The 26,815-nt window shown below is 73.2% G+C and carries 26 protein-coding genes and 1 riboswitch; of the genes, 15 read left to right on the top strand and 11 right to left on the bottom strand.

What is annotated here, in order from left to right:
- The first annotated feature begins 14 nt into the window (after window positions 1-14).
- From ABT057_RS37970 to ABT057_RS37955, 4 genes are read left to right on the top strand one after another with little or no spacing between them, the layout of a single operon-like run.
- Window positions 15-596 carry an RNA polymerase sigma factor gene (locus ABT057_RS37970; RefSeq protein ID WP_352348510.1) on the top strand — a complete coding sequence of 194 codons (582 nt, stop codon included), beginning with the start codon at window positions 15-17 and terminating at the stop codon, window positions 594-596.
- On the top strand, window positions 593-922 hold the full coding sequence (locus ABT057_RS37965; protein WP_352348465.1) for a hypothetical protein: 330 nt from the start codon (window positions 593-595) through the stop codon (window positions 920-922). Before ABT057_RS37970 ends, ABT057_RS37965 begins: the two co-directional genes overlap by 4 nt.
- Before the next feature lie 35 nt (window positions 923-957).
- Window positions 958-2,745: a glycoside hydrolase family 15 protein gene (locus ABT057_RS37960; RefSeq protein ID WP_352348464.1), complete on the top strand. Its 1,788-nt coding sequence runs from the start codon at window positions 958-960 to the stop codon at window positions 2,743-2,745.
- Between the two features lie 5 nt (window positions 2,746-2,750).
- Entirely contained in the window at window positions 2,751-3,506 is a 756-nt protein-coding gene (locus ABT057_RS37955) for an SDR family oxidoreductase (RefSeq protein WP_352348463.1), read from the top strand.
- A gap of 33 nt (window positions 3,507-3,539) precedes the next feature.
- Here the strand turns inward: ABT057_RS37955 and amaP are convergent, their stop codons facing one another.
- The 5 genes from amaP to ABT057_RS37930 form a co-directional block, all read right to left on the bottom strand.
- The gene (gene amaP, locus ABT057_RS37950) at window positions 3,540-4,127 is read right to left on the bottom strand and encodes an alkaline shock response membrane anchor protein AmaP (protein ID WP_352348462.1); all 588 of its coding nucleotides are present in this window, start codon (window positions 4,125-4,127) and stop codon (window positions 3,540-3,542) included.
- Complete coding sequence (locus tag ABT057_RS37945) at window positions 4,124-4,771, bottom strand: DUF6286 domain-containing protein (protein WP_352348461.1); 648 nt, start codon at window positions 4,769-4,771, stop codon at window positions 4,124-4,126. The genes amaP and ABT057_RS37945 overlap by 4 nt, the downstream gene beginning before the upstream one ends.
- Window positions 4,768-5,130: an Asp23/Gls24 family envelope stress response protein gene (locus ABT057_RS37940; protein WP_502974032.1), complete on the bottom strand. Its 363-nt coding sequence runs from the start codon at window positions 5,128-5,130 to the stop codon at window positions 4,768-4,770. The genes ABT057_RS37945 and ABT057_RS37940 overlap by 4 nt, the downstream gene beginning before the upstream one ends.
- Complete coding sequence (locus tag ABT057_RS37935; protein ID WP_352348459.1) at window positions 5,127-5,312, bottom strand: hypothetical protein; 186 nt, start codon at window positions 5,310-5,312, stop codon at window positions 5,127-5,129. The genes ABT057_RS37940 and ABT057_RS37935 overlap by 4 nt, the downstream gene beginning before the upstream one ends.
- A 71-nt stretch (window positions 5,313-5,383) precedes the next feature.
- Window positions 5,384-5,869 carry an Asp23/Gls24 family envelope stress response protein gene (locus ABT057_RS37930; protein ID WP_352348458.1) on the bottom strand — a complete coding sequence of 162 codons (486 nt, stop codon included), beginning with the start codon at window positions 5,867-5,869 and terminating at the stop codon, window positions 5,384-5,386.
- An 88-nt stretch (window positions 5,870-5,957) separates the two neighbouring features.
- On the opposite strand from ABT057_RS37930, the gene ABT057_RS37925 reads away from it, so the two are divergent.
- The gene (locus ABT057_RS37925) at window positions 5,958-6,716 is read left to right on the top strand and encodes a nucleopolyhedrovirus P10 family protein (RefSeq protein ID WP_352348457.1); all 759 of its coding nucleotides are present in this window, start codon (window positions 5,958-5,960) and stop codon (window positions 6,714-6,716) included.
- A 3-nt stretch (window positions 6,717-6,719) separates the two neighbouring features.
- On the opposite strand, the gene ABT057_RS37920 is transcribed toward ABT057_RS37925, so the two are convergent.
- From ABT057_RS37920 to ABT057_RS37910, 3 genes are all read right to left on the bottom strand, one after another.
- Window positions 6,720-7,523, bottom strand: coding sequence for an enoyl-CoA hydratase/isomerase family protein (locus ABT057_RS37920; protein WP_352348456.1), 804 nt, complete (start codon window positions 7,521-7,523; stop codon window positions 6,720-6,722).
- A gap of 116 nt (window positions 7,524-7,639) precedes the next feature.
- A complete protein-coding gene (locus ABT057_RS37915; protein WP_004002281.1) occupies window positions 7,640-7,861 on the bottom strand; it encodes a helix-turn-helix domain-containing protein in 222 nt (73 codons plus the stop codon).
- Window positions 7,862-8,183: 322 nt separating this feature from the next.
- On the bottom strand, window positions 8,184-9,782 hold the full coding sequence (locus tag ABT057_RS37910) for an ABC-F family ATP-binding cassette domain-containing protein (RefSeq protein ID WP_352348455.1): 1,599 nt from the start codon (window positions 9,780-9,782) through the stop codon (window positions 8,184-8,186).
- A 264-nt stretch (window positions 9,783-10,046) separates the two neighbouring features.
- Between ABT057_RS37910 and ABT057_RS37905 the strand changes: the two genes are divergently transcribed.
- A complete protein-coding gene (locus ABT057_RS37905) occupies window positions 10,047-10,460 on the top strand; it encodes a VOC family protein (RefSeq protein ID WP_352348454.1) in 414 nt (137 codons plus the stop codon).
- Between the two features lie 28 nt (window positions 10,461-10,488).
- Here ABT057_RS37905 and ABT057_RS37900 read toward each other — a convergent pair whose 3' ends face one another.
- From ABT057_RS37900 to ABT057_RS37890, 3 genes are all read right to left on the bottom strand, one after another.
- The gene (locus ABT057_RS37900) at window positions 10,489-11,925 is read right to left on the bottom strand and encodes a hypothetical protein (RefSeq protein WP_352348453.1); all 1,437 of its coding nucleotides are present in this window, start codon (window positions 11,923-11,925) and stop codon (window positions 10,489-10,491) included.
- Window positions 11,926-12,106: 181 nt separating this feature from the next.
- The gene (locus ABT057_RS37895) at window positions 12,107-13,243 is read right to left on the bottom strand and encodes an alpha/beta hydrolase (protein WP_352348452.1); all 1,137 of its coding nucleotides are present in this window, start codon (window positions 13,241-13,243) and stop codon (window positions 12,107-12,109) included.
- A gap of 107 nt (window positions 13,244-13,350) precedes the next feature.
- Window positions 13,351-14,004: a class II aldolase/adducin family protein gene (locus ABT057_RS37890; protein WP_352348451.1), complete on the bottom strand. Its 654-nt coding sequence runs from the start codon at window positions 14,002-14,004 to the stop codon at window positions 13,351-13,353.
- Window positions 14,005-14,135: 131 nt separating this feature from the next.
- On the opposite strand from ABT057_RS37890, the gene ABT057_RS37885 reads away from it, so the two are divergent.
- The 9 genes from ABT057_RS37885 (at window position 14,136) to cobI (ending at window position 26,809) form a co-directional block, all read left to right on the top strand.
- Window positions 14,136-15,380, top strand: a complete 1,245-nt coding sequence (locus ABT057_RS37885; protein ID WP_352348450.1) for an inorganic phosphate transporter — start codon at window positions 14,136-14,138, stop codon at window positions 15,378-15,380.
- A gap of 43 nt (window positions 15,381-15,423) precedes the next feature.
- Window positions 15,424-15,645, top strand: a complete 222-nt coding sequence (locus ABT057_RS37880) for a hypothetical protein (RefSeq protein ID WP_352348449.1) — start codon at window positions 15,424-15,426, stop codon at window positions 15,643-15,645.
- 96 nt (window positions 15,646-15,741) lie between these two features.
- A riboswitch (cobalamin riboswitch) is annotated at window positions 15,742-15,881 on the top strand.
- 101 nt (window positions 15,882-15,982) lie between these two features.
- On the top strand, window positions 15,983-16,924 hold the full coding sequence (locus tag ABT057_RS37875; protein ID WP_352348448.1) for a cobalamin biosynthesis protein: 942 nt from the start codon (window positions 15,983-15,985) through the stop codon (window positions 16,922-16,924).
- Entirely contained in the window at window positions 16,921-18,468 is a 1,548-nt protein-coding gene (locus ABT057_RS37870; protein WP_352348447.1) for a cobyric acid synthase, read from the top strand. Before ABT057_RS37875 ends, ABT057_RS37870 begins: the two co-directional genes overlap by 4 nt.
- Window positions 18,465-22,121 carry a cobaltochelatase subunit CobN gene (gene cobN, locus ABT057_RS37865; RefSeq protein ID WP_352348446.1) on the top strand — a complete coding sequence of 1,219 codons (3,657 nt, stop codon included), beginning with the start codon at window positions 18,465-18,467 and terminating at the stop codon, window positions 22,119-22,121. The genes ABT057_RS37870 and cobN overlap by 4 nt, the downstream gene beginning before the upstream one ends.
- Window positions 22,118-24,100: a putative cobaltochelatase gene (locus ABT057_RS37860; protein WP_352348445.1), complete on the top strand. Its 1,983-nt coding sequence runs from the start codon at window positions 22,118-22,120 to the stop codon at window positions 24,098-24,100. Before cobN ends, ABT057_RS37860 begins: the two co-directional genes overlap by 4 nt.
- Complete coding sequence (cobO, locus tag ABT057_RS37855; RefSeq protein ID WP_352348444.1) at window positions 24,100-24,699, top strand: cob(I)yrinic acid a,c-diamide adenosyltransferase; 600 nt, start codon at window positions 24,100-24,102, stop codon at window positions 24,697-24,699. Before ABT057_RS37860 ends, cobO begins: the two co-directional genes overlap by 1 nt.
- The gene (locus ABT057_RS37850; RefSeq protein ID WP_352348443.1) at window positions 24,699-26,075 is read left to right on the top strand and encodes a cobyrinic acid a,c-diamide synthase CobB; all 1,377 of its coding nucleotides are present in this window, start codon (window positions 24,699-24,701) and stop codon (window positions 26,073-26,075) included. The genes cobO and ABT057_RS37850 overlap by 1 nt, the downstream gene beginning before the upstream one ends.
- Window positions 26,060-26,809, top strand: coding sequence for a precorrin-2 C(20)-methyltransferase (cobI, locus tag ABT057_RS37845; RefSeq protein WP_352348442.1), 750 nt, complete (start codon window positions 26,060-26,062; stop codon window positions 26,807-26,809). Before ABT057_RS37850 ends, cobI begins: the two co-directional genes overlap by 16 nt.
- Window positions 26,810-26,815 lie beyond the last annotated feature (6 nt).

The following is a 26,815-nucleotide window of genomic DNA, read 5'->3' as shown; positions in this document are numbered from 1 at the left end:
GCAGAGAACAGCCCATGCGGGGCGGACCGCCGCTTCTCGCCCCCGTGCCGGAGGCCCGCGTCGAGCCGCTCGCCCTCGCGGTGGCCGACCCGGCCGAGCGGGAACGCGAGACCGGTCTCGCCCGGCTCTTCGAGCTGCACTACTCGTCGATGCTGCGGCTCGCCGTGCTGCTCGGCGCCGACGACCCGGAGAACGTGGTGGCGGAGGCGTACTACCAGATCTACCGGAAGTGGCGGCGGCTGCGGGACGTGGAGGCGGCGGAGGCCTATCTGCGCTCGACCGTATGCAATCTGACGCGGATGCGGATACGGCACCTCCAGGTCGCCCGCCGGCATGTCGAGAGCCCGCCGGAACTCCCCGACGAGACCGTCGCCTCCGCGGAGAGCACGGCACTGCTCCGCGACGACCAGCGGGTGCTGATCGACGCCCTCCAGCAGCTGCCCGCCCGGCAGCGCGAGGCGCTCGTGCTGCGGCACTGGCTGGGTCTGAAGGAGAGCGAGATCGCCGCCGCGATGGGCATCTCCTGCGGCTCGGTCAAGACCCACACCTCACGCGGCCTGGCCGCGCTCACCCAGGCGATGGAGGCCCGGCGATGAAGAACACCGGCCCGGACCGGGCACCCCGCCCGTCACCCGCCCTCGACCGCACCGAGCGGGAACTGTGCGAGGCGCTGGAGGCACTGGCCGGCGGGGTGCGCCCGGCCCGGCCCGTCCCCGACGCCTACCGCACCGCGCGCGGCGAGTGGCTGCGCCGCGAACGGCGACGGCGGCTGGTGCTCGCCGTGCTGGTCGCCGTCGTCTTCGCGCTCGCCACCCTGATCGGTCTGTGGGTGCTGAACCAGGCCCCGTCCCACCCCGGCGTGATCTTCTCCGGCACCGGCGACACCGTGCGCGGCGCGTCACTCGCCCGGCCGCACCCCTAGATTGCCGCCAGGGCCCGCCGGGAACCCGGAAACCCGTGCACCCCCGTATCGAGGACTACGCCGTCATCGGCGACGAGCAGACCGCCGCGCTCGTCGGCGCCGACGGCTCGATCGACTGGCTCTGTCTGCCGCGCTTCGACTCGGCCGCCTGCTTCGCCAAGCTGCTGGGCGACGAGGAGAACGGCCACTGGCGGATCGCGCCCAAGGGTGCCGGAGGCCGCTGCGCCCGCCGCGCCTACCGCCCCGGCACCCTCGTGCTGGACACCGACTGGGAGACCGCCGAGGGCACGGTCAGGGTCACGGATCTGATGCCGCAGCGTGACGTCGCTCCCGACGTCGTACGGATCGTGGAGGGCCTCAGCGGCCGGGTCACCGTGCGCAGCACGATCCGCCTGCGCTTCGACTACGGGTCGATCGTCCCGTGGATGCGGCGGGCCGACGGCCACCGGGTGGCGGTCGCCGGACCGGACTCGACCTGGCTGCGCAGCGAACCGCCCGTGCACACCTGGGGCGAGGACTTCGGCACGCACTCGGAGTTCACCGTGGCGGCGGGCGAGCGGGTCGCGTTCGTGCTGACCTGGCATCCCTCGCACCATCCCCGGCCGCCGCTCTGCGATCCCTTCGAGGCGGTGGAGACGAGTGTCGCCGACTGGCAGGCGTGGACGGCCCGGTGCCGCTACCGGGGGCCGTACCGGGAAGCCGTCCTGCGCTCCCTGATCACCCTCAAGGCCCTCACCTACGCCCCCACCGGCGGTATCGTCGCGGCCGCGACCACCTCGCTGCCCGAGGAGCTGGGCGGGGTGCGCAACTGGGACTACCGCTTCTGCTGGCTGCGCGACTCCACGCTCACCCTCAACGCCCTGCTGGCCGTGGGCTACCAGGAGGAGGCGGAGGCCTGGCGCGACTGGCTGCTGCGCGCGGTCGCGGGCGACCCGGCCGACCTGCAGATCATGTACGGCCTGGCGGGTGAGCGGCGGCTGCCGGAGTACGAGGTGCCGTGGCTGGGCGGCTTCGCGGGTTCGGCGCCCGTGCGGATCGGCAACGGCGCGGTGGAACAGCGCCAGCTCGACGTCTACGGCGAGGTCCTGGACTCGCTGTCGCTGGCGCGGCGGTCGGGGCTGCCCAGCAAGCCGCACATGTGGTCGTTGCAGAGCCTGCTGCTGAAGTTCCTGCGCACGGAGTGGCGCGAACCGGACGAGGGGCTGTGGGAGGTGCGCGGCGGTCAGCGGCATTTCGTGCACTCCAAGGTGATGGTGTGGGTGGCCGCCGACCGCGCCGTACGCGGCATGGAGGACGATCCGAGCCTGCGCGGCGACCTGGCGGGCTGGCGTGCCCTGCGCGACGAGGTGCACGCCGAGGTGTGCGCGAAGGGCTACGACCCCGTCCGCAACACGTTCACCCAGTACTACGGTTCCCGGGAACTCGACGCCGCGCTGCTGCTCATCCCCCGCGTCGGCTTCCTGCCGCCCGACGACCCCCGAGTGATCGGCACCGTGGACGCGGTGCGCGCCGAGCTGGACCACCGCGGGTTCGTCCGCCGCTACGACGCCGCCGAGACCTCGGTCGACGGGCTGCCGGGCGGCGAGGGTGCCTTCCTCGCCTGCTCGTTCTGGCTGGCGGACGCCCTGCACATGACCGGCCGGACCGAGGAGGCCCGTGAGCTGTTCGACCGGCTGGTGGGCCTCGCCAACGACGTGGGGCTGCTGGCCGAGGAGTACGACCCGGTGAGCGGCCGGCAACTGGGCAACTTCCCGCAGGCCTTCAGCCACATCGGGCTGGTGAACACCGCCCTCGCCCTGTTCGGGTGCGAGGAGGCAGGATAGGGGCCATGGATCTTGGACTGAAGGACCGGGTGTACGTCGTCACCGGGGCCACCCGCGGCCTCGGCCACGCGGCCGCGCGCGAGCTGGTCGCGGACGGCGCGAAGGTGGTCGTCACCGGGCGGGACGACGAGCGGGTCACGGACGCGGCGGACCGGCTGGGGCCGAACGCGGTCGGGGTGGCCGTCGACAACGCCGACCCCGACGCGGCGTCACGGCTGATCGCGACCGCGCGCGAGGCCTTCGGCGCCTTCGACGGGGTGCTGGTGAGCGTGGGCGGGCCGCCGCCCGGGTTCGTCGCCGACAACACGGACGAGCAGTGGCAGACGGCGTTCGAGTCGGTGTTCCTCGGCGCGGTGCGGCTCGCGCGGGCCGCCGCCGCCGAGTTGGAGGCGGGCGGGGTCATCGGGTTCGTGCTGTCCGGGTCGGTGCACGAACCGATCCCGGGGCTGACGATCTCCAACGGGCTGCGGCCGGGCCTCGCCGGGTTCGCGAAGTCCCTGGCCGACGAGCTGGGGCCGCGGGGCATCCGGGTGGTCGGGCTGCTGCCGTCGCGCATCGACACGGACCGGGTGCGGGAGCTCGACGGCATGTCGGCCGACCCGGTGGCCACCCGGGCGGCGCTCGAGGCCCGGATCCCGCTGCGCCGGTACGGGACTCCGGAGGAGTTCGGGAGGACGGCCGCCTTCCTGCTCTCCCCCGCCGCCTCGTATCTGACGGGGCTGATGGTTCCGGTCGACGGCGGGATGCGGCACGGCTTCTGAGCCGGCCCCGCACCGTGCCGCTGCCGAGCCGGCTCAGCTGACCCGCTCCGCCTTGTGTTTGACGGCCTTCATCCGTACCTCCGCCGGCAGGGCCCGCAGGCCCGCCGAGCCGCGCGCCTGGGCGAGGGCCCGCGTGGTCAGTTCGTCGAGGGCGGTCGCCGGGTCCACATGGGGTTCGAGCCGCAGGCGTACCCGGGTCCGCGGCGCGTCCCTGCGGCCGGTGAGGCGAACGTGGGCCTGCGCCACGCCGTCCGTCTCGCCCGCCTGGCCCGCGAGGACGCTCTCCAGGGCGCGGCCCCTCAGCAGCGCGCCCGCGCCGTCGCCGGTGTCGACGAGGATCTCGCCGAGCCGGTGGCGGCGCAGGACCGCGGCCAGCCACCACAGGGCGAGCAGCACGAGCAGCGAGAGGACCGCGATGACCGTCGGCCACCACCAGCCCTCGTCCCGCCATCGGGTGCGTTCGGAGGCGCTCAACAGGACGTCGTGGCGGCTGTCGTGGATCCACCAGGAGGGCGGCGAGGCTCCGAGTCCGACGGCGAGGACGGCTCCGCCGACGGCGAGCAGGACGAGTCCCACGACGCCGAGCAGTACCCGGTTGACGGTCCTGAGCATCGCGCTCACCCCTTCTTTCCGGGCCGGCGCACACGCACCGACAGGGCGGGCGGACGTTCCAGCCCCAGCCCGCGGATCGCGTCGCCGAGCACGGCGACCAGGTCGTTGTGTACGTCGTCCAGGTCCCTGAAGTGCGCGAGAGCGCGGACGTCGGCCCTGCGCCGGCGGACCCGGATCCGTGCCGACCGCACTCCGGCGACCTCCATGGCCCGGTCGCGCAGCACCAGCGCGGCGGCGCCGCGGTGGAGTCCGGCGCGGACGTCGGCGTGGGTGCGGCGCATCGGCAGGAGGTCCCTGAGGCCGGGGGTGACGGCGAGCAGGACGAGCCAGAGGCCCAGGGCCGCCGCGACGCCCGCGCCGAGCAGGACCCAGATGTCGTCGAGGGGGCGTTCGGCGAGCTGCCGGGCCAGTTCGCGCCGCCAGGTCAGGGCCCGGCGTCCGGCGCGGACGGCGACGACGTCGTAGAGGAAGGCGCCCGCGACGACGAACAGCAGCGCGGCGACGATGCCCGCCGGGACGCGGCGGGCGGACCAGAAGCGGCGTGCCCCGCCGAGGTCGGGGAGGGTCTCCTGCGCCGGTTTCGGGGGCGCTCCCTCCGTGGTCTTCTCCAGTACCGGCAGGGTGGTGCTGTTCGGACTGCCGGGCTCGCTCATCGCGTCCTCCCGTGTGACACGCCGTGGGACGCCGTCAGATGCAGCCGTTCGACCTGGACGGCGACCTCGGGAACCTCCATTCCCACCAACGCGCCTACCCGCTCGGTGACATGCCGACGCACTTCGTGGCAGCGGGCGCCGATGTCCGTCGGGTAGTCGAGTTCGAGATGGATGCGCACGCGCGCGGCGTCATGGTGGACCGCGACGGTGGCGTGGGGGCGTTGGGCCGCGGGCGGCAGCAGGCCGACCGCCTCGCGCGCGGCCTGCGCGGCGATCTTCGCCACGACCCGGTCCGCGATCCGGGTCGCGCCGCGCTCACCGGGCGGGACGGCCGCCGTCCCCTCGCTCACCTCGGTCACCTGCGCCGGTCGTCACGCGTACGGAAGAAGTCGCCGACCTCGAGGTCCCCCTCCAGGAACCGGCCGACGACGAACCCGATGGCGCCCAGGGCGGCCACCAGGAGGAAGGCGCCGAACCCGCCGAAGTATCCGGCGAAGCCCAGCGCCATGCCGGCGATCATGCCGACCACGGCCATGCTCATGCGGTGTTCCTTCGCTCGTGATCGTTCCTCGGTAGTGATCGTTCCTCGGTCACGGACCGTACGGGCCCGGGTCACTGGATCCGGGGCTCCGGTTCCTCGTCCTCTTCGTCGGGCAGCTTCACGTCGCTCACCGCGATGTTGACCTCGACGACCTCCAGTCCGGTCATCCGCTCCACGGCCGTGACCACGTTCTCGCGCACGTCCCGCGCCACGTCGGAGATGGAGACGCCGTAGTCGACGACGATCTCCAGGTCGAGCGCCGTCTGCACCTCGCCGACCTCGGCCTTCACGCCGCGCGTCACGGACTTGGACCCGCCGGGCACCCGGTCCCGGACGGCCCCGAAGGTGCGGCTGATGCCGCTGCCCATGGCGTGGACGCCGAGGACGTCGCGGGCCGCGAGTCCGGCGATCTTCTCCACCACGCCGTCGGCGATGGTGGTCCGGCCGCGGGACGCCGGGTCCCCGCCGCCCCGTCGGGTGGCGGCCTTGCGGGTCGACACGGACGCCGCCGGGCCGTCCGTGTCCTGCGTCCGGGTCTGCTCCGAGGTCTCAGTCATGGCCGTACGTCCTTTTCGGTCGTCGTCCCTCGGACCACGGTAAGCGCGGTTGCGCCGCCGCGCTCCGGGGATGCGGCAGGCTGGAGGAATGACGGACGGATTGACGAGTGCGGTACGGGGCCTGACGGGTCTCGGCAGGCTGCTCCCGCTGGGCGGACCGCGCGACGGCGCGTGGATCGCCGAGGACGCGGCGCGGGGCGTGCTGCGGGCGGCGGTACGGGGATTGCCGGGGGCGCGGCTGGACACGCTGCGGGTCGGCCCGGCGGATCCGGAGGGCGGCTACGAGTCGGTCGTACCGCCTCCGCCGGGCGCGTTGCCGTCGGGTCCGCTGCGGGTGACGGCGGACTTCGCGGCGACGGCCGCTGAGCCGCTGCCGGACACCGCGGCACGCGTACGTGACGTGTTGGCGGCGGCCGCCGCGGAGCGGCTGGGCCTGGTGGTGGCGGAGGTGGACCTGCGGGTGACGGACCTGCTCGCCGACGTGGCCGCGGAGGGTGGGGACACGGAGAACGGCTGGAGGGGCCCCGCGGACGGCGGGGCCGCCCGGGAAGCGGAATCCGTACGGCCGTCCGCCGGGCCGGCGCCCGGTGGCGAGGAGGCCCGCGCGGCCGAGGCGGCGCTGGCCGTGCCGGGGGTGTCGGGCCTGACCGGCGTGCTCGGCCGGGCGGTGCGCCTGACGGAGGGCGGTGAGGCGCCGGCCGCGCTGCCGCACCGGCACGCGCACGTGGAGATCGCGGTGCATGCGGACCGCCGGGCCCTGGACGTGGCCCGGGAGGTCCGCGCGGCGGTGTCGCAGGCGCTGCCGGACCGGCCGACGGTCGCCGTGCTGATCACCGCGGTGGGCTGAGGGTCACTCGCCGAGGCCGGCCAGATCCCGCAGTCGGCGGGCCTGTGCGGCGCGTTCGGCGGCGCGCTGGCCGTCGTAGTCGCGGCCCTGGGCGCCGCGCAGCAGCGCCTTGGTCTCGATGACCGCCTCGCGGGGCGCGGCCAGGACCGCCGCGGCGAGGTCCCTCGCCGTCGCGTCGAGTTCGGCCACCGGTACGGCGACGTTGGCGAGCCCGGTGTTCACCGCCTCCTCGGCACCGACGAACCGCCCGGTCAGGCAGATCTCGGCGGCGCGGCCGTAGCCGACCAGGGAGACGAGGGGATGGGTGCCTGTGAGGTCCGGTACGAGGCCGAGGCTGGTCTCGCGCATGGCGAACTGCACGTCGTCGGCGACGACGCGCACATCGCAGGCGAGGGCGAGCTGGAAGCCCGCGCCGATGGCATGGCCCTGGACGACGGCGATGGACACCACGTCATTGCGCCGCCACCAGGTGAAGCCCTCCTGGAACTCGGCGATGGCGGCGTCGAGTTCGGCGTCACCACTGCGCGCGAGGTCGATGAAGGACGGCTCGCCCTCGATCCCTTCGGGCGTGAACATCTGCCGGTCGAGGCCGGCGGAGAAGGACTTGCCCTCGCCGCGCAGTACGACCACCCGGACGGAGCCCGGCAGCAGCCGCCCGGCCTCGCCGAGCGCCCGCCACATCGCGGGGCTCTGCGCGTTGCGCTTGGCCGGGTTGGTCAGCGTCACCGTGGCGAGCGCGTCGTCGACGGTGAGCCGTACGCCGTCCTGGTCGAGCAGGGGAACGAGTTCCTGGTCGGGCGTGGCCATGAGGCGCCTCCGATGCGTGCGGTCGACAGAGCGATGCTAAGTGACTGCACAGTAACCACCCGGCCGATCGGACAACCGACCGGGTGGTCACCATCGAAGCCGGCGGGCCGCCCCAGTCAGGACGAGGCGGCCTTCTTGCCTCGCGTCGCACCGCCACGCCCACGGAGCGTGACGCCCGACTCGCTGAGCATCCGGTGTACGAAGCCATACGAGCGGCCGGTTTCCTCGGCCAGCGCCCGGATGCTCGCACCGGAGTCGTACTTCTTCTTCAGGTCTGCCGCGAGCTTGTCGCGCGCGGCGCCGGTCACCCGGCTGCCCTTCTTCAGAGTCTCGGCCACCCGTGCCTCCTCATGGGAAGTGCGCTCTGGTCTCCTCATGATCACCCCTCCGGGCCTCGATGGCCACCCATTCGGCAAGGTCCGTGCTCGAGGGTTTTGACGACAGGAGCGCGTCCCCACAAACGGAATCTGTGATTCCACCCGGACGTGTTCGTACCGCCGAACGGGTTCTTTCACGAAATACCAGGTCAGAGACGCGCGACGGCCGATCCCTTGTCGACAAAGGGATCGGCCGCGAAATTGATGTAGGACACACGTCGATACGAGGAGATCTCACACAGATGATGGATCACCGATGGGCCGAATGATCCATTAGGGATGATCAAGCGAGGGCGACGAGATCCGCGTAGTCGGAGCCCCACAGGTCCTCGACCCCGTCGGGCAGCAGGATGATCCGCTCCGGCTGGAGCGCCTCCACGGCTCCCTCGTCGTGGGTGACGAGGACGACCGCGCCCTTGTAGGTACGCAGCGCGCCGAGAATCTCCTCACGGCTGGCCGGGTCGAGGTTGTTGGTGGGCTCGTCGAGGAGGAGGACGTTCGCCGAGGAGACCACGAGCGTCGCGAGCGCCAGCCGGGTCTTCTCACCGCCGGAGAGGACGCCGGCCGGCTTGTCGACGTCGTCGCCGGAGAACAGGAACGAGCCGAGCACCTTGCGGACCTCGACGAGGTCCAGGTCGGGGGCGGCTGAGCGCATGTTCTCCAGGACGGTGCGCTCCGGGTCCAGGGTCTCGTGCTCCTGGGCGTAATAGCCCAGCTTGAGGCCGTGGCCGGGGCGGACCTCGCCGGTGTCGGGCTGCTCCACGCCGCCGAGCAGACGCAGCAGCGTGGTCTTGCCGGCGCCGTTGAGGCCGAGGATGACGACCCGGGAGCCCTTGTCGATGGCGAGGTCGACGTCGGTGAAGATCTCCAGCGAGCCGTACGACTTCGACAGCCCCTCGGCCATCAGGGGCGTCTTGCCGCAGGGCGCGGGCTCCGGGAACCGGAGCTTGGCGACCTTGTCGGAGGCCCGCACCGCCTCCAGGCCGGCGAGCAGCCGGTCGGCGCGCTTGGCCATGTTCTGCGCGGCGACGGTCTTGGTGGCCTTGGCACGCATCTTGTCGGCCTGCGAGTGCAGGGCGGCGGCCTTCTTCTCGGCGTTCTGCCGCTCGCGCTTGCGGCGCTTCTCGTCGGCCTCGCGCTGCTGCTGGTAGAGCTTCCAGCCCATGTTGTAGACGTCGATCTGGGAGCGGTTGGCGTCCAGGTAGAACACCTTGTTGACGACCGTCTCGACCAGGTCGACGTCGTGGGAGATCACGATGAAGCCGCCGCGGTAGGTCTTGAGGTAGTCGCGCAGCCAGACGATCGAGTCGGCGTCGAGGTGGTTGGTCGGCTCGTCGAGCAGCAGGGTGTCCGCGTCGGAGAACAGGATGCGGGCGAGCTCCACACGGCGGCGCTGACCGCCGGAGAGAGTGTGCAGGGGCTGGCCGAGAACCCGGTCGGGCAGGTTGAGGGCGGCGGCGATGGTGGCGGCCTCGGCCTCGGCGGCATAGCCGCCCTTGGTGAGGAACTCCGTCTCATGGCGCTCGTACTGCCTGAGGGCCTTCTCGCGGGTGGCGCCCTGGCCGTTGGCGATCCGCTGTTCGTTCTCCCGCATCTTGCGGATCAGCAGGTCGAGTCCGCGCGCGGAGAGGATGCGGTCGCGGGCGAGGACGTCGAGGTCGCCGGTGCGGGGGTCCTGCGGAAGGTAGCCGACCTCGCCGGAGCGGGTGACCTGGCCGGCGGCCGGGATGCCCTCGCCCGCCAGGACCTTGGTCAGGGTCGTCTTCCCCGCGCCGTTGCGACCGACCAGGCCGATGCGGTCGCCCTTGGCGACACGGAAGGAGGCGCTCTCGATGAGGATGCGGGCACCGGCGCGCAGCTCGATGCCGGAGGCGGAGATCACGGTCAGACTCCTGTGCGGGGTCGGGGCGGGATGGGCGGCTGAGGACGTTCCCGCCGTCTAATGCGCGAGGAGAATGGCCATGACGCCAGTCTAACGGGATCGTGCAAGCACTTTTTCTGGGTTCGGGTGTTCGATCTTTCCGTGCTCGCCGTGCTCCCCGCTCCGGGCTTCCGCCCGAGGGCCGTTGTCAGTGGTCGCTGCCAGACTGGGCCGTGGGTGGGATCTCCACGATTTTTCCGCTGTGGTCACAAGGGAGTGATCTGCATGGCAGGCACGACGGGCGCGCGTCCCAGCATCTACCCGACGGTGTTGTACGCCGACGCGAAGGCTGCGATCCGCCAGCTCACGGAGGCCTTCGGCTTCACCGAGCTCTCGGTGTACGAGGGTGAGGGCGGCGCGGTGATGCACGCCGAACTGGTGCAGGGCAACGGCGCGGTGATGCTCGGTTCGAAGGGCCGCGGCGGTGTCTTCGACGCGGCGATGAAGGACGCCGGCCCCAGCGGTGCGTACGTCGTGGTGGACGACGTGGACGCGCACCACCGGCGGGCCGTGGAGCACGGCGCGGAGATCCTGATGCCCCCGACGGACCAGGACTACGGCTCCCGCGACTACATGGCCCGGGACCTCGAGGGCAACATCTGGAGCTTCGGCACCTACGCCCCGGACATACAGGCCTGACCGGACGCCGCGCCCGCCCCGCGCCCGGTCAGCCCCCGGTGTGCACCTGGAAGGCCGCACGCCGGACGGCCTTGGCGAGGGCCGGATCGGGGTGGGCGGCGGCCAGCGCGACCAGGACCTGCACGGTGCGCGGATGCCCGACGGCCCGCACCTCGGCCAGCAGCGCGGGCACGGTCGGCTGCAGCGCCGACTCCAGGTGGCGCACCAGCATGGGGGCCTCGCCGTGGTCGGCGACGGCGGCGGCCGTGTCGACCCACAGCCAGGTGGCCTCCTCGCGGGTGAGCACCTCGTGGGCGTCCTCGGGGTCGACGCCGTCGTGCTCGGCGAGCCAGAGGAGGGCGTACGGGCGCAGGGCGGGCACCTCGACCACGGCGCGGACCTCGGGCTCGGCGGGGGCTCCGACGACACGCAGCGCCTCGAAGGCGAGGCCGCGCAGCAGGGCGTCCTCACCGCGGGCGGCGACCAGCAGCTCGGTGACGGCGCTGCCGACGGTGCGGGCGGCGAGCCAGGCGCGGTACTCGGCGCGGGCCGCGTTGGGGCGCAGCTGGGCGCAGCCGCGGAGCATGTCCTCGGCGGCCTGCTCGATGTTGCCGGCCGGGCTCTGCGCGGCGACGCAGATCTGCTCCAGCTTGACCCAGACCGCCCAGCTGCCCAGCGGGGTGAGGGTGGCATGGCCGTCGCCGCAGGTGAGCGCGCCCACGGAGGCGAGGGCGTGCAGGGCCCAGTCGAGCAGGGGGGCGAGTTCGGCGTCCCGGGCGGGCTCCGCGGGGTCGGCGTCGGCGGAGGGCTCGGCGGCCACGGGGGCCGGGGGGCCGGCCGCGTCGGCGGCGTAGGGAACCTCGCAGCGCTCGGTGCGCAGTTCGGTGACGCGCTGGCGCAGCAGGTCCAGGAGCTGGTCCACGGGGACGGGGCCGGCGGACAGCTGGAGGAAGGAGAGCACCTGCGGCATCGCGGAGACGACCTCGGCGACGGTGGCGGGCTCCTCGTCGGCGGGTTCCGGGGTCGCGAGCGACCAGGCGTCGAAGAGGGCGACCCAGCCGCGCAGCACGGCGCTGTCGTCGCGGTTCCAGGCGCGCAGCCGCCAGCCGGGGCGGGCGCTGTCGCCGTGCACCTCGACGAGACCGGCCAGCCGGGCGGTGTCCCAGTCGGCGCGGACCTGATCCGGGGTCAGCCCCAGATCGCGGGCCGCGCGTTCGGCGGTCGGGCCGGAGAGGGTGGCCTTGCCGTCGGCGGTGGCGGAGTCGCCGCCGGGGCCGAGGGCGTTGTCGGCCCAGCGCGCGACACGGGCCGCTGCGGCCAGGCCCGAGCGTGCCATTCTGGCCAGCTCCGCCGGGGCCGGGGTGCCCTCCGGCGGGCGGGGCGCGGGGCGGCGCGGGCGCCGCTGGTTCACTGCTGTGGGGGCGGCGGCCAGGGGTCGCGGGCGGACGAGTCGAAGCCTGGAGTCGCGCGGGATACGGGACGTCACGGGTGCAGTCTTCCGGTTGACGGTCCGAAAACCCAAACGGAATGTCACGGCGGGCGACGGGACTGGCCAACGCACGGGGTGCGGAGAGCGGGGAGGAGACGGGTTCAGGCCAGTAGTACGGGGTTAAACGGAACCTTCGCGACCGGTGCGGGGCCGGTGGGACGGGCGGTGGAGCGGGCGGTCAGCTCAGGGGGGTGAGGAAGCGGCGCAGGGCCTCCTCGTAGGCCGCGGGGTCGGCGTTCCACATGGCGCCGTGCGGGGCCTCGGCGACGGTGTGGAGGGCGACGAGGTCGGGACGGTGCGCGGCGAGGCGCCGGGAGGCGTCCCAGGGGGCCACGGTGTCGCCGGGGCCGTGCAGGATGAGGGCCGGGACGGCGAGGCGGGCCGGTTCGGCGATCTCGTCGCCGTGGTCGGCGCCGGCGCCGTGCAGTCCGGTGCGGCCCTGGGCGGCGCGGACGGCGAGCGGCAGCAGCACCCCGGGGGTGTGCCGGGCGGCGGCGAGGGCGCGCAGGGTCGTCTGCCAGTTCAGCACCGGGGAGTCCAGGACGAGTCCGCAGACGAGGTCACGCACCCCGGAGCGGGCGGCGGCGCGCAGGGCCATGGTGGCGCCGGTGGACCAGCCGAGCAGGACGATGCGTTCGGCGCCGTGGCGGGCGGCGTGGCGCATCGCGGCGTCCAGGTCGCGCCACTCGGTCTGGCCGAGGTGGTTCAGACCGTCCGGGGGACGGGGCGCGCCCAGGTCGCCGCGGTAGGCGGGGGCGAGCACGGGGAAGCGGTGGCGGTGCAGGAAGCCGATGAGGTTCAGCGCGTGTTCGCGGGTGGCGCCCAGGCCGTGCACGGCGATCACCCAGGTGCGGCGGGCGCCGGGCACGAACCAGGCGGGCAGCGAGCCGAGCTCGCCGGGCATGTCCACCTCGGTGTGGTCGAGGCCGAGGGCGGCGCGGGGGTTGCCGACGTACAGGTTCGGGGTGAGCCACACCGCGTCGCCGGGGTCCAGCGTGCCGTGGGTGACGCGTTCGAGGCGGCGGACCACGGTGTCGGCGGAGTGCGGGGCGGTGGGCAGGACGGGACCGACGACCGCGTGGGAGCCGTTGCCCGCGAGGCCGTAGGTGCCGGGGCGCAGGGCGGCGAGGTGGCGGGTGAGGGTCACCTGTCCGGCGGCGGTGCCGTGCACGGTGAGACGGGGTTCGGTGGGCAGCGGGCGGCCGGGCGGCGCCTTCAGCGCGGCGTCGCTGGCGAACCGGCCGGCGGCGACACTGGCGGCGCCGGCGGCCAGGGCTGCGGTGACGGCGGCGGCCGTCGCTGTGACAGTGCGCACCCGTCCAGTGTCCTGGTCATCCTCGTTCGCGGCCAGTGGTGGTGGGGGCGGGGATCACGGGAGGGGACGGGGAGGACGGGGAAGGCGGGCGCCGGCAGGGCGCGGGGTCACCTCTGCCGGCCGTACCCCCGCAGCCGCTCCCCCGCCTCCGCCACCTGTCGCTCCGTCAGGAGGTTCGGTCGCAGGCCGGGTATGGAGGACGCGGTCAGCCACAGCCGGCACATCCACTCCAGTTGCGCCGTACGGTCGAACGCCTGGTCGAGGGTGGTGCCGTAGGTGAGGGTGCCGTGGTTCTGCAGGAGGCAGCCGGTGCGGCCGGCCAGGGCGCGCAGGGTGTTCTCCGCCAACTCCTCGGTGCCGTAGGTCGCGTAGGGGGCGACCCGGACCGGACCGCCGAGCGCGGCCGTCATGTAGTGCACGGTCGGCAGTTCGGCGACGAGGGTGGAGACGGCGGTGGCGTGCACGGCGTGGGTGTGGACGACGGCCCCGGCGTCGGTGGCGCGGTAGACGGCCAGGTGCATGGGCAGCTCGCTCGTCGGGACCAGGGTGCCGAGCACCTGCCGCCCGTCGAGGTCGACGCCGGTGACGTCGTCCGGTGTGAGGCGGTCGTAGGGCACGCCCGAGGGCGTGACCAGCACGGTGTCGCCTACGCGGACGGAGACGTTGCCCGAGGTGCCGACGACCAGACCGTCGGAGACGGTGCGGCGGGCCGTCGCCACGAGCGCCTCCCAGGCCTCTCGGCCCCCTTGTTGCTCACCCATGCCTCGATCCTGCCAGCCCGGGCCCGATCGTCGCCAAATCAGACACTCTGACGCCCATCTGAGTTCACCTTCCGTTCACTCAGGTTACTTACATTCAACAAACCAATGACTTCGAACGATTGCCTGGGTAAATGGAAAACTTCTCGCTGATCCTCGCGATTGTGGTCGTAACCGCTCTCGCGTTCGATTTCACGAACGGTTTCCACGACACCGCCAACGCGATGGCCACCACCATCTCGACCGGCGCTCTCAAGCCCAAGGTCGCGGTGGCGATGTCCGCCGTGCTGAACCTCGTGGGCGCTTTCCTCTCCGTGGAGGTCGCCAACACGATCTCCAAGGGTCTCGTCGACGAGACCGGCATCCGTCCCGAGGTCATCTTCGCCGCGTTGGTCGGCGCGATCCTCTGGAACCTGCTGACCTGGCTGGTGGGTCTGCCCTCCAGTTCCTCCCACGCCCTCATGGGCGGTCTGATCGGCGCCACCATCGCCTCGGCCGGCATGGGCGCGGTCCACGGTGACGTGCTCGTCACCAAGGTCCTGATCCCGGCGATCGCGGCCCCGATCGTGGCGGGCGTCGCCGCGATGCTCGCGACCCGCCTCTCCTACACCCTCGGCCGGAAGGCCGAGGGCAAGGCCGCCGAGAAGGGCTACCGCGCCGGCCAGATCGCCTCCGCCGGCCTGGTCTCCCTGGCCCACGGCACGAACGACGCGCAGAAGACGATGGGCATCATCACCCTCGCCCTGGTCGCGGGCGGCGCCGTGGCCCCCGACTCCGACCCGCCCGTGTGGGTCATCCTCTCCGCGGGCCTGGCCATCGCGCTCGGCACCTACCTCGGCGGCTGGCGCATCATCCGCACCATGGGCAAGGGGCTGACCGACCTTCAGCCGCAGCAGGGCTTCGCCGCCCAGACCAGCGCCGCGACGGTCATCCTCGCCTCCTCCCACCTCGGCTTCTCCCTCTCCACCACCCACTCGGTCTCCGGTTCGGTGATGGGCGCGGGTCTCGGCCGCAAGGGCGGAGTGGTCCGCTGGTCGACGGCGACCCGCATGCTCGTGGCCTGGTGTCTGACGCTCCCGGCGGCGGCCCTGGTGGGCGCGCTGGCCGAGTCGGTGACGGGCCTCGGCGACTGGGGTACGGCGGTCGTCGCGGTGTTCCTCGTCGCCTCCAGCGCGGCGATCTGGAAGATCTCCCGCCGCGAGGTCGTGGACGCGTCGAACGTCAACGCGACCGAGGAGCCGGCGGGTGTGGTCACCACGGCGATCGCGGCCGTCACCCCGCCCCCGGCGGGCACCGTCGCCGACGGACTGACGGCCACCATCCCGGCCCCGGCCGCCACACCGACCACGGCCACCGAGCCCACGGCCCCGGCCGTCTGAGTCCCCACCCACCCAGCCAGAAGCCGGAAGAGAGAGAAGCAGCATGAAGATCGACTGGGCGGCCCTGGGCTCCGTCTTCGGCGTCAGCCTCGTGATCACCGTGGGCCTCGTGGCCCTCTTCACCCTCGGCGTCATGGGCCTGTCGCGGCAGGAACGCGCCACGGCGGCGGGCGGCTCGGCCGCCCTCGCGGTGACGGGCGCGTACGCCTGCTTCGCGGCCTGCGCGGCGGCGGTGGCGTACGGGATCTCGCTGATCGTGGCCTGACGCACCGCCTCACTCACAGCACAGAACCCCACCCGGGAACCTTCCCGTGTGGGGTTCTGCACACTCTCCTCGTGCAGGTCAACAGCAAGTTGACGGCTCTTCCAGGCCCGTGGTGGACTGCCGGAGCCATGTACGGCGGCAGAAGAGGAAGCCGGTGCGAATCCGGCGCGGTCCCGCCACTGTCACCGGGGTAGGAACCCCCGGGAGCCAGGAACTCTCGCCGCCGGTCTCGTCGAACCAGGGCGTGGACACCCTGAGTGAGGACATATCGCCATGCTCGCTCGGCCGTTGAGGTACCGCACCGGATCGCTGCCCAGCCCCACGGGCGGCTGAGCCCGTGGGTGCCGATCGCCTCTACGCGTACGGCGCCGCCGCCGGCCTCCTCGGCGACCTGCTGCTCGGCGATCCGCGCCGGGGGCATCCGGTCGCCGTGTTCGGGCGGGCCGCCGGTGCCGTGGAGCGGGTGCTGTGGCGCGACCACCGCGGCTGGGGAACCCTCCACACCGTGGTGTGCGCCGGTGGGGCCGTGACCCTGGGGGCCGTCGCCCGCAAGGCCGTACGTCCCTCCCCGGCCGCTTCCCTCGCCCTCACCGCCGCCGCCACCTGGGCGGTCGTCGGCGGTACCTCGCTGGCCCGGGAGGCCCGGGCCGTCGGACGGGCCCTCAAAGCGGGTGACGTCCAGGGAGCGCGGGCCCGGTTGCCCCATCTCTGCGGCCGGGATCCGCAGGCCCTCGACGCCGACGGCGTCGCCCGGGCCGTCGTGGAGTCCGTCGCCGAGAACACCTCCGACGCCGTCGTGGGCGCCCTGGTGTGGGGAGCCCTCGGCGGGGTGCCGGGGCTGCTCGGGTTCCGGGCCGTCAACACCCTGGACGCGATGGTCGGGCACAGGTCGGCCCGCTACCGGCGCTTCGGATGGGCCTCCGCCCGGCTCGACGACCTCGCCGGGTGGCCGGGGGCACGGCTGACCGCCGTACTCGCCGCGCTGGCCGGACCCGATCCGCGGGGGGCCGTGCGGGCGTGGCGGGCGGACGCGGACAGACACCCGAGCCCCAACGCGGGGCCCGTCGAGGCCTCGTTCGCGGGCGCCCTCGGAGTGCGGCTGGGCGGGACGCTCTCCTACGGCGGGCGGATCGAACACCGGCCGGTGCTGAACCAGGAGGGGCGTCCCGTGGAAGTCCAGGACATCGCCCGGGCCGTGCGGCTCTCCCGCCGCGTCGGCCTGCTCGCGCTCGGCGTCACGGTCGTCGCGCGCCGACTCGGGAAGGGACGCGCGAAGTGAACGGTGGTCTCCTCGTCGCCGGCACCACCTCCGACGCCGGCAAGAGCGTCGTCACGGCCGGGATCTGCCGGTGGCTGGTGCGGCAGGGGGTGAAGGTCGCGCCCTTCAAGGCGCAGAACATGTCGCTCAATTCGTTCGTGACGAGGGAAGGCGCCGAGATCGGGCGGGCGCAGGCCATGCAGGCGCAGGCCTGCCGGGTCGAACCCACCGCGCTGATGAACCCGGTGCTGCTCAAGCCGGGCGGCGAGCAGAGCAGTCAGGTGGTGCTGCTCGGGAAGCCGGTGGGCGAGCTGAGCGCGCGCGGCTTCTTCGGGGGGACCGGGGGGCCGACCCCCGGGGAAAGGCTGCACGGGGGGCGGCAGGAGCAGCTCCTCGGGACCGTTCTCGACTGCCTCGCCGAGCTGCGGGGCACGTACGACGCGGTGATCTGTGAGGGGGCCGGTTCGCCCGCCGAGATCAACCTCCGGCGCACCGACATCGTGAACATGGGGATCGCCCGCAACGCGGGGCTCCCCGTGCTCGTCGTCGGCGACATCGACCGCGGGGGCGTCTTCGCCTCCTTCTTCGGGACCGTCGCGCTGCTCTCGGAAGAGGACCAGAAGCTGGTCGCCGGGTTCCTCGTGAACAAGTTCCGGGGGGACGTCTCGCTCCTCGAACCCGGGCTCGACATGCTGCACGGGCTCACCGGGCGGCGGACGTACGGCGTGCTGCCCTTCCGGCACGGCCTCGGGATCGACGAGGAGGACGGGCTGAGGGTGTCCCTGCGGGGGACCGTCCGGGAGTCGAACACCGCCCCGCCGGTCGGGGAGGACGTGCTGCGGGTCGCCGTCTGTGCGATCCCGCTCATGTCCAACTTCACCGACGTGGACGCGCTGGCCGCCGAACCGGGGGTCGTGGTGCGGTTCGTGGACCGGCCCGAGGAGCTCGCCGACGCCGATCTCGTCGTCGTTCCCGGGACCCGGGGGACGGTACGGGCGCTGGAGTGGCTGAGGGAGCGGGGGCTCGCGGACGCGCTGGTGCGGAGGGCGGCCGAGCACCGGCCCGTGCTCGGCGTCTGCGGCGGCTTCCAGATCCTCGGCGAGCACATCGAGGACGAGGTCGAGAGCCGGCGAGGGCGGGTCGACGGGCTCGGGGTGCTGCCCGTGCACGTGCGGTTCGCCCGCGAGAAGACCCTCACCCGGCCCGTCGGCGAGGCCCTCGGCGAACACGTCGAGGGGTACGAGATCCATCACGGGGTCGCCTCCGTGACCGCGGGTGAACCCTTCCTCGACGGGTGCCGGGTCGGCCAGACCTGGGGCACGCACTGGCACGGCTCGCTGGAGTCGGACGGCTTCCGGCGGGCGTTCCTGCGCGAGGTGGCGGCCGCCGCGGGCCGCCGCTTCGTGCCGGCCGCCGACACCTCCTTCGCCGCGCTGCGCGAGGAGCAGCTCGACCGGCTCGGCGACCTGATCGAACAGCACGCGGACACCGACGCGCTCTGGCGGCTCATCGAGTCGGGCGCGCCGCAAGGACTGCCCTTCATTCCACCGGGAGCGCCCGCATGAGCACAGTGTTGTTGTTGTCGACCGCCGACACCGATCTGCTGGCGGCCCGGGCCGCCTCCGGCGCCGGCTACCGGATCGGCAACCCGACCCGCATCAGCGTCACGGACGAGTTGCCCGGTCTCCTCGACGGCGCGGACCTCGCCGTCGTACGGCTGCTCGGCGGGAAGCGGGCCTGGGAGGACGGGCTCGCCGCGTTGAAGGCCTCGGGCGTGCCCACCGTGCTGCTGGGCGGTGAGACCGTGCCCGACGCCGAGCTGATGGCGGAGTCGTCCGTGCCCGCCGGTGTCGTCGCGGAGGCGCTGCGCTACCTCGTGGAGGGCGGGCCCGCCAACCTGACCGAGCTGGCACGGTTCCTCTCCGACACCGTGCTGCTGACGGGCGAGGGATTCGACGAGCCGCGGAAGATGCCGGAGTACGGCGTGCACGGCTCCCGTACCCGGGAGGACGGCCGTCCGACGGTCGGGGTGCTCTTCTACCGGGCCCACCAGCTGAGCGGCAACACCGCGTTCGTGGACACGCTGTGCGACGCGATCGAGGCACGCGGGGCCAACGCCCTTCCGGTGTACTGCGGTTCGCTGCGCGGGGCGGACGCCGGGCTGTACGAGCTGCTGTCGACGGCGGACGCGCTGGTCGCCACCGTCCTCGCCGCCGGTGGCACGCACGCCTCGCAGGCCTCGGCGGGCGGCGACGAGGAGGCCTGGGACATCGGGGCGCTCGCCGACCTGAACGTACCTGTCCTGCAAGGCCTCTGCCTGACGTCGTCGCACGCCGCCTGGGACGAGTCCGATGCCGCCCTCTCCCCCATGGACGCGGCGATGCAGGTAGCCATCCCCGAGTTCGACGGGCGGCTCATCACCGTCCCGTTCTCCTTCAAGGAGCAGGGCCCGGACGACGTCCCGGTGTACGTGGCCGACCCCGAGCGGGCCGGCCGGGTCGCCGGAATCGCCGTACGGCACGCGCAGTTGAAGTACAAGCCGAACGCCGAGAAAAAGCTCGCGCTCGTCTTCACCGCCTACCCGACCAAGCACTCGCGCGTCGGCAACGCCGTCGGACTGGACACACCCGCGTCGGCGGTCCGGGTCCTGGACGCGCTCCGGGACGCCGGCTACTCGCTCACCGAATACCCCTCCGGCGGCGACGAGTTGATCCACCGGCTGATCGAGGCCGGCGGACACGACGTGGAGTGGCTGACCGAGGAGCAGCTCGCCTCCGCGCCCGCGCGGGTGCCGCTCGCGGACTACCGGGCGTGGTTCGACAAGCTCGACCCCGAGCTCAGGGACGCGATGCTGGAGGCGTGGGGCGAGCCGCCGGGCGGTCTCTACGTGGACGGCGAGGACATCGTGCTCGCGTCCCTGCAGTTCGGGAACGTCGTCGTGATGATCCAGCCGCCGCGCGGCTTCGGCGAGAACCCGATCGCGATCTACCACGACCCCGACATGCCGCCGTCGCACCACTACATGGCGGCCTACAGGTGGCTGGAGAACGGTTTCGGCGCCGACGCGATCGTCCACATGGGCAAGCACGGCACGATGGAGTGGCTGCCGGGCAAGGGGCTCGGGCTGAGCGGTGGCTGCGCGCCGGACGCGGTCCTCGGCGACCTTCCGCTCGTCTACCCGTTCATCGTCAACGACCCCGGCGAGGGCACCCAGGCCAAGCGGCGCGGGCACGCCACGGTCGTCGACCACCTGGTGCCGCCGATGGCGCGGGCGGACACGTACGGCGACCTGGCGAAGCTGGAGCAGCTGCTCGACGAGTACGCGCTCGTCTCCGACCTGGACCCGGTGAAGGCGCCGGCGGTCAGGGCACAGATCTGGACCCTGGTGAAGGCGGCCGAGCTCCACCACGACCTGCATGTGGACGAGCAGCCGGACGACGGCGACTTCGACGAGTTCGTCATGCACATCGACGGCTATCTGTGCGAGATCAAGGACGTGCAGATCCGGGACGGGCTGCACATCCTCGGCGGCGGGCCGGTGGGCGAGCCGCGCGTCAACCTCGTGCTCGCCGTCCTGCGCGCCTCGCAGGTGTGGGGCGGGCAGGCGAACGCGCTGCCGGGGCTGCGGGCTTCGCTGGCCGCGCATTTCGGGCTGGTCGAGAAGGAGCTGCTCGCGGAGCCGGGCGCCGGGGTGAAGGTCCCGGTCGAGCTGACGGATCTGGTGGAGGGGCCGTCGCGTACCGCCGCGGACGCGATCGACCTGCTGGAACAGTTGTGCCGGCGGATCGCGGAGGGCATGGAGTCCCGTGCGTGGGCGACCGCCGAGGGCCGCGGGCTCGTCAGGGACGTCCTGGGCACCGAAGTCCCCGACGCCGTCGCGGTGGTGGAGTTCGCCTGCACCGAGGTCGTACCGCGGCTGGCGCGGACGTCCGACGAGATCGGGCACATCCTCAAGGCGCTCGACGGGGGTTACGTCCCCGCCGGGCCGTCCGGCTCCCCGACGCGCGGACTCGTCAACGTCCTCCCGACGGGCCGCAACTTCTACTCCGTCGACCCCAAGGCGATTCCGTCCAGGCTGAGTTGGGAGGTCGGGCAGTCGCTCGCCGACTCCCTCGTGCAGCGCTACCTCCAGGACACCGGTGAGTATCCGAAGTCGGTCGGGCTGACGGTGTGGGGCACGTCGGCGATGCGGACCCAGGGCGACGACATCGCCGAGATCCTGGCGCTGCTGGGCTGCCGTCCCGTCTGGGACGACGCCTCGCGCCGGGTGACCGGCTTCGAGGTGATCGGCCTGGAGGAGCTGGGCCGGCCGCGCATCGACGTCACGGTCCGGATCTCGGGCTTCTTCCGGGACGCGTTCCCGCACGTGGTCGGGCTGATCGACGACGCGGTCCGCGAGGTCGCCGAGCTGGACGAGCCCGCCGAGCGCAACTACGTACGGGCCCACGCCGACGAGGACACCGCCGAGCACGGCGACCGGCGGCGCGCGACGGCCCGCGTCTTCGGCTCCAAGCCGGGGGCGTACGGCGCCGGTCTGCTGCCGCTCATCGACGCCCGGAACTGGCGCTCCGACGCCGACCTCGCCGAGGTGTACGCCGTCTGGGGCGGCTATGCGTACGGGCGCGGGCTCGACGGGCGGGCGGCGCGCGGGGACATGGAGACGGCGTTCAGGCGGATCGCCGTGGCGGCGAAGAACGTGGACACGCGCGAGCACGACCTCGTGGACGCCGACGACTACTTCCAGTACCACGGCGGCATGGTCGCCATGGTGCGGCACCTGACCGGCGCCAACCCGGAAGCGTACGTGGGCGACAGCGCCGTACCGGACCAGGTGAAGACGCGGACCCTCGGTGAGGAGACGCACCGGGTGTTCCGCGCCCGGGTGGTCAACCCGCGCTGGATGGCGGCCATGCGCCGGCACGGCTACAAGGGCGCCTTCGAGATGGCGGCGACCGTGGACTACCTCTTCGGCTACGACGCCACGGCGGGCGTGGTCGACGACTGGATGTACGAGAAACTCAGCGCGGAGTACGTCTTCGACGCGGAGAACCGGGACTTCATGAAGAAGTCCAACCCGTGGGCGCTGCGCGGCATCACCGAGCGGCTGCTCGAGGCCGCGGACCGCGGGCTGTGGGCCGAGCCGGACGCCGACACGATCGAGCGGCTGCGCGCGACCTACCTCGAGCTCGAGGGCGACTTGGAGGGTGACGAGAAGTGAGTACCCCGTTCCCGTTCACGGCCGTCGTCGGCCAGGACGACCTGCGGCTCGCGCTGCTGCTGAACGCCGTGTCGCCGGCGGTGGGCGGCGTGCTGGTCCGCGGCGAGAAGGGCACCGCCAAGTCGACGGCGGTGCGCGCGCTTTCGGCGCTGATGCCGACGCTGGACGTGGTCTCCGGCTGCCGGTTCTCCTGCGACCCCGACTCCCCCGACCCGGCCTGCCCCGACGGGCCGCACGAGCCGGGGGCCTTCGAGACCCGGCCGGCGCGATTGGTCGAGCTGCCGGTGGGCGCCTCGGAGGACCGGCTCGTGGGCGCGCTGGACATCGAGCGGGCGCTCGCGGAGGGCGTGAAGGCCTTCGAACCGGGGCTCCTCGCCGACGCGCACCGCGGGATCCTCTACGTCGACGAGGTCAACCTCCTCCACGACCACCTGGTCGACCTGCTGCTCGACGCGGCGGCGATGGGCGCCTCGTACGTCGAACGCGAGGGTGTCTCCGTGCGGCACGCCTCGAAGTTCCTGCTCGTCGGGACCATGAACCCGGAGGAGGGCGAGCTGCGGCCGCAGTTGCTCGACCGGTTCGGGCTGACGGTGGAGGTGGCCGCCTCGCGGGAGCCCGACCAGCGGGTGGAGGTCGTCCGGCGCAGGCTCGCCCACGACGACGATCCCGCCGGTTTCGCGGCACGTTGGGCGGACGAGGAGACGGCTGTACGGCGACGTATCGTCGCCGCCCGGGAGTTGTTGCCGTCGGTGCGCCTCGGCGACGGGGCGCTGCGGCAGATCGCGGCGACCTGCGCGGCGTTCGAGGTGGACGGCATGCGGGCCGACATCGTGATGGCGCGGACGGCCACCGCGCTGGCCGCCTGGGCCGGGCGCACGGATGTGCTCGCGGAGGACGTGCGGCAGGCGGCGCTGCTCGCGCTGCCGCACCGCAGGCGACGTAATCCCTTCGACGCGCCGGGCCTCGACGAGGACAAGCTCGACGAGACGCTGGAGGAGTTCAGCGGCGAGGACGACCCCGACGGCGACGGCGGCGGTCCCGGCGGAGGCGGTGGACAGCCGGCGCCGGACGACGGTCCGCAGGACGGTGACACGGGCGCGCGGCCCGAGGCCGGGGAGGGCGGCGAGCCGCGGGCGTCGGGCGCGTCCGAGCAGTCCCCCGTACGGGCCGCCGAACCGTTCCGCGCCAAGGTGCTGAGCGTGCCCGGGATCGGCGAGGGGGCCGCCGGGCGGCGGTCGCGGGCGAGGACCGAGCACGGGCGGACGACGGGCGCGCGCAGGCCCCGAGGGGCCCTGACCAAGCTGCACCTGGCGGCGACCGTGCAGGCCGCGGCGCCGCATCAGCGGGCGCGCGGGCGGTCCGGGCCGGGGCTGGTGGTGCGGCGGGACGATCTTCGGCAGGCGACGCGGGAGGGGCGTGAGGGCAACCTCGTGCTGTTCGTGGTCGACGCCTCCGGGTCCATGGCGGCGCGGCAGCGGATGAGCGCCGTGAAGGGTGCCGTGCTGTCGCTGCTTCTCGACGCCTACCAGCGGCGGGACAAGGTGGGGCTGGTGACGTTCCGCGGTTCGGCGGCGGAGGTCGCGTTGCCGCCCACCTCGTCGGTGGACGCGGCCGCGGCCCGGCTGGAGTCGCTGCCCACCGGGGGGCGTACTCCGCTGGCCGCCGGGCTGCTCAGGGCGCACGACGTGCTGCGGGTGGAGCGGCTGCGGGATCCGGCGCGGCGGGCGCTGGTCGTCGTCGTGACGGACGGGCGCGCCACGGGCGGCCCGGAGCCGGTCGCGCTCGCGGGGCGGGCGGCCCGGCTGTTCGCGGCCGACGGCGTCGCCTCCGTGGTCGTCGACTGCGAGTCGGGGCCCGTCCGGCTGGGACTCGCGGGACAGCTCGCGGGTGAACTCGGCGGTACCGCAGTGACGTTGGACGAGCTGCGGGCGGACAGCATCGCCGGACTGGTGAAGGACGTACAGAGGAGGGCCGCGTAATGCCGCAAGGACAGCCGAGTGTCGTACCGGACGACGGACTGACGACGCGTCAGCGGCGTAACCGGCCGCTCGTGGTGGTGCACACGGGCATCGGCAAGGGGAAGTCGACCGCCGCCTTCGGGCTCGCGCTGCGGGCCTGGAACCAGGGGTGGCCGATCGGGGTGTTCCAGTTCGTCAAGTCGGCGAAGTGGAAGGTCGGCGAGGAGAACGCGCTGCGGGTCCTGGGCGCCAGCGGTGAGGGCGGATCCGTCGACTGGCACAAGATGGGCGAGGGCTGGTCCTGGGTCCAGCGGGACGCGCAGATGGACAACGAGGAGAAGGCCCGCGAGGGCTGGGAACAGGTCAAGCGGGACCTGGCCGCCGAGACGTACAAGCTGTACGTGCTCGACGAGTTCGCCTATCCGATGCACTGGGGGTGGGTCGACACCGATGAGGTGATCTCCGTGCTGCGGGAGCGGCCCGGGACCCAGCATGTCGTGATCACCGGGCGGAACGCGCCCGAGCAGCTCGTCGGCTTCGCGGACCTCGTCACCGACATGTCCAAGGTCAAGCACCCCATGGACGCCGGGCAGAAGGGGCAGAGGGGCATCGAGTGGTGATGTCTTCGGTGCCACGGCTGGTCATCGCCGCGCCGTCCTCCGGCAGCGGCAAGACCACCGTCGCCACGGGGCTGATGGCCGCGTTCGCCGCGCGGGGGCTCGCCGTGTCCCCGCACAAGGTCGGGCCGGACTACATCGACCCCGGGTACCACGCGCTGGCGACCGGGCGGGTGGGGCGGAACCTCGACGCGTACCTGTGCGGGCCGGAGTTGATCGGCCCGTTGTTCGCGCACGGCGCGTCCGGGTGCGACATCGCCGTCGTCGAGGGCGTGATGGGGCTGTTCGACGGGGCCGCGGGGGAAGGTGAACTGGCGTCAACCGCCCACGTGGCGAAGCTGCTGCGGGCGCCGGTGGTGCTGGTGGTGGACGCGTCGTCGCAGTCCCGGTCGGTGGCGGCGCTGGTGCACGGGTTCGCCTCCTGGGATCCGGAGGTGCGGGTCGCGGGCGTGATCCTGAACAAGGTGGCCTCGGACCGGCACGAGGAGTTGCTGCGGGAGGCGCTGGACGCGGCCGGGGTGCCGGTGCTGGGCGCCTTGCGGCGGGTTCGGCAGGTGGACACGCCCTCTCGGCACCTCGGGCTGGTGCCGGTCGCCGAACGTCGGGGCGCTGCGGTCGAGGCTGTTGCCGCGATGGCTGCGCAGGTCGCCGACGGGTGTGACCTGGCCGCGCTGGAAGCACTCGCCCGTACTGCCGGTGCCGTCCCAGGGGGATCCGCCCCCTGGACCCCCGTCCTGCCGATCCACGACCACCAGACTCGGTCGGCCGAGAAGCGGGCGCCCCTGGTCGCTGTCGCCGGTGGGGAGGCCTTCACCTTCTCCTATGCCGAGCACACGGAACTCCTGACCGCCGCCGGTGCCGAAGTGGTCACCTTCGATCCGTTGCGGGACGAGTCCCTGCCGGAGGGGACCGCCGGGCTCGTCGTCGGAGGCGGGTTTCCCGAGGTGTACGCCGCCGAGCTGTCCGCCAACGACCCCCTGCGCAAGGCCGTCGCCGCCCTCGCGGAGCGCGGCGCTCCCGTGGCCGCCGAGTGCGCCGGCCTGCTGTATCTGTGCCGGGAGCTGGACGGCCTGCCGATGTGCGGGGTGCTCGACGCCACCGCCCGGATGTCCGAACGGCTCACCCTGGGCTACCGGGACGCCGTCGCCGTGAGCGACAGTGTGCTGGCGCGGACCGGTACACGGATGCGCGGGCACGAGTTCCACCGGACCGTCGTCGAGCCGGGAGCCGGGGCGACCCCCGCGTGGGGCGTGCGCGCCGCCGACCGGCGTCTCGAAGGCTTCGTACAACAGAGTGTGCACGCGAGTTATCTGCACACGCACTGGGCGAGCGCGCCCGGTGTGGCCCGTAGGTTCGTGGAGAGGTGCCGGACGTCATGAGCGACAGCAGCAGGCTGGTCGGGGTCGGGGTGGGGCCCGGGGACCCGGAGCTGGTGACCGTCAAGGGGGTCAACGCGCTGCGGGCCGCCGAGGTCGTCGTCGTGCCCGTCATGGACACCCTTGAGCGGGGGCGCGCGGAGGCGACCGTGCTGCACTACGTGCCCGAGGAGAAGGTCGTGCGGGTGGTGTTCGCGCTCAACGAGCGGACCGACCGGGCGCGCCGGGAGGCCGCCTGGGACGCGGCCGGGGAGCGGGTGGCCCGTTTGCTGCGGGATCGTCGGACCGTTGCCTTCGCGACCATCGGCGACCCGAACGTGTACTCCACCTTCACCTATCTGGCCCAGACGATCGGTGAGCTGGTGCCGGGAGTGCGCATCGAGACCGTGCCCGGCATCACCGCCATGCAGGATCTCGCCGCGCGCTCGGGTGCCGTGCTGACCGAGGGCACCGAGCCGCTCACGCTCGTGCCCGTGACCGCCGGTTCCGCGGTGCTGAAGGACGCGCTGGCCGGTCCGGGCACGGTCGTGGCGTACAAGTTCGGGCGGCAGGCCGCCGAGGTCGCCGAGGCGCTGCGGGAGACCGGGCGGATCGGGGACGCGGTGTGGGGGTCGGCGCTCGGCCTCGCGGAGGAGTCGATCCGGCCGGCCGGCGAGCTGGGCGGGGAGCCGCTGCCCTATCTCTCGACGCTCATCGCGCCCGCACGGCGCGAGGGCGGGCGGGGCGGCAAGCTGTGAGACCCG

The organism is Streptomyces sp. NPDC002588 (genome assembly GCF_040295925.1).
Taxonomy (GTDB): Bacteria; Actinomycetota; Actinomycetes; order Streptomycetales; family Streptomycetaceae; genus Streptomyces.
Note: the sequence above shows the minus strand (reverse complement) of the source record. Positions and strands in the feature narration are given on the sequence as shown.

What these genes read in the sequence shown, in the direction of transcription:
- ABT057_RS37970 (WP_352348510.1), top strand. Translation starts at nt 15, where the DNA reads ATGCGGGGCGGACCGCCGCTTCTCGCCCCCGTGCCGGAGGCCCGCGTC.
- ABT057_RS37965 (WP_352348465.1), top strand. Translation starts at nt 593, where the DNA reads ATGAAGAACACCGGCCCGGACCGGGCACCCCGCCCGTCACCCGCCCTC.
- ABT057_RS37955 (WP_352348463.1), top strand. Translation starts at nt 2,751, where the DNA reads ATGGATCTTGGACTGAAGGACCGGGTGTACGTCGTCACCGGGGCCACC.
- ABT057_RS37945 (WP_352348461.1), bottom strand. Translation starts at nt 4,771, where the DNA reads ATGAGCGAGCCCGGCAGTCCGAACAGCACCACCCTGCCGGTACTGGAG.
- ABT057_RS37935 (WP_352348459.1), bottom strand. Translation starts at nt 5,312, where the DNA reads ATGAGCATGGCCGTGGTCGGCATGATCGCCGGCATGGCGCTGGGCTTC.
- ABT057_RS37930 (WP_352348458.1), bottom strand. Translation starts at nt 5,869, where the DNA reads ATGACTGAGACCTCGGAGCAGACCCGGACGCAGGACACGGACGGCCCG.
- ABT057_RS37925 (WP_352348457.1), top strand. Translation starts at nt 5,958, where the DNA reads ATGACGGACGGATTGACGAGTGCGGTACGGGGCCTGACGGGTCTCGGC.
- ABT057_RS37920 (WP_352348456.1), bottom strand. Translation starts at nt 7,523, where the DNA reads ATGGCCACGCCCGACCAGGAACTCGTTCCCCTGCTCGACCAGGACGGC.
- ABT057_RS37905 (WP_352348454.1), top strand. Translation starts at nt 10,047, where the DNA reads ATGGCAGGCACGACGGGCGCGCGTCCCAGCATCTACCCGACGGTGTTG.
- ABT057_RS37890 (WP_352348451.1), bottom strand. Translation starts at nt 14,004, where the DNA reads ATGGGTGAGCAACAAGGGGGCCGAGAGGCCTGGGAGGCGCTCGTGGCG.
- ABT057_RS37885 (WP_352348450.1), top strand. Translation starts at nt 14,136, where the DNA reads ATGGAAAACTTCTCGCTGATCCTCGCGATTGTGGTCGTAACCGCTCTC.
- ABT057_RS37880 (WP_352348449.1), top strand. Translation starts at nt 15,424, where the DNA reads ATGAAGATCGACTGGGCGGCCCTGGGCTCCGTCTTCGGCGTCAGCCTC.
- cobN (WP_352348446.1), top strand. Translation starts at nt 18,465, where the DNA reads ATGAGCACAGTGTTGTTGTTGTCGACCGCCGACACCGATCTGCTGGCG.
- cobO (WP_352348444.1), top strand. Translation starts at nt 24,100, where the DNA reads ATGCCGCAAGGACAGCCGAGTGTCGTACCGGACGACGGACTGACGACG.
- ABT057_RS37850 (WP_352348443.1), top strand. Translation starts at nt 24,699, where the DNA reads ATGTCTTCGGTGCCACGGCTGGTCATCGCCGCGCCGTCCTCCGGCAGC.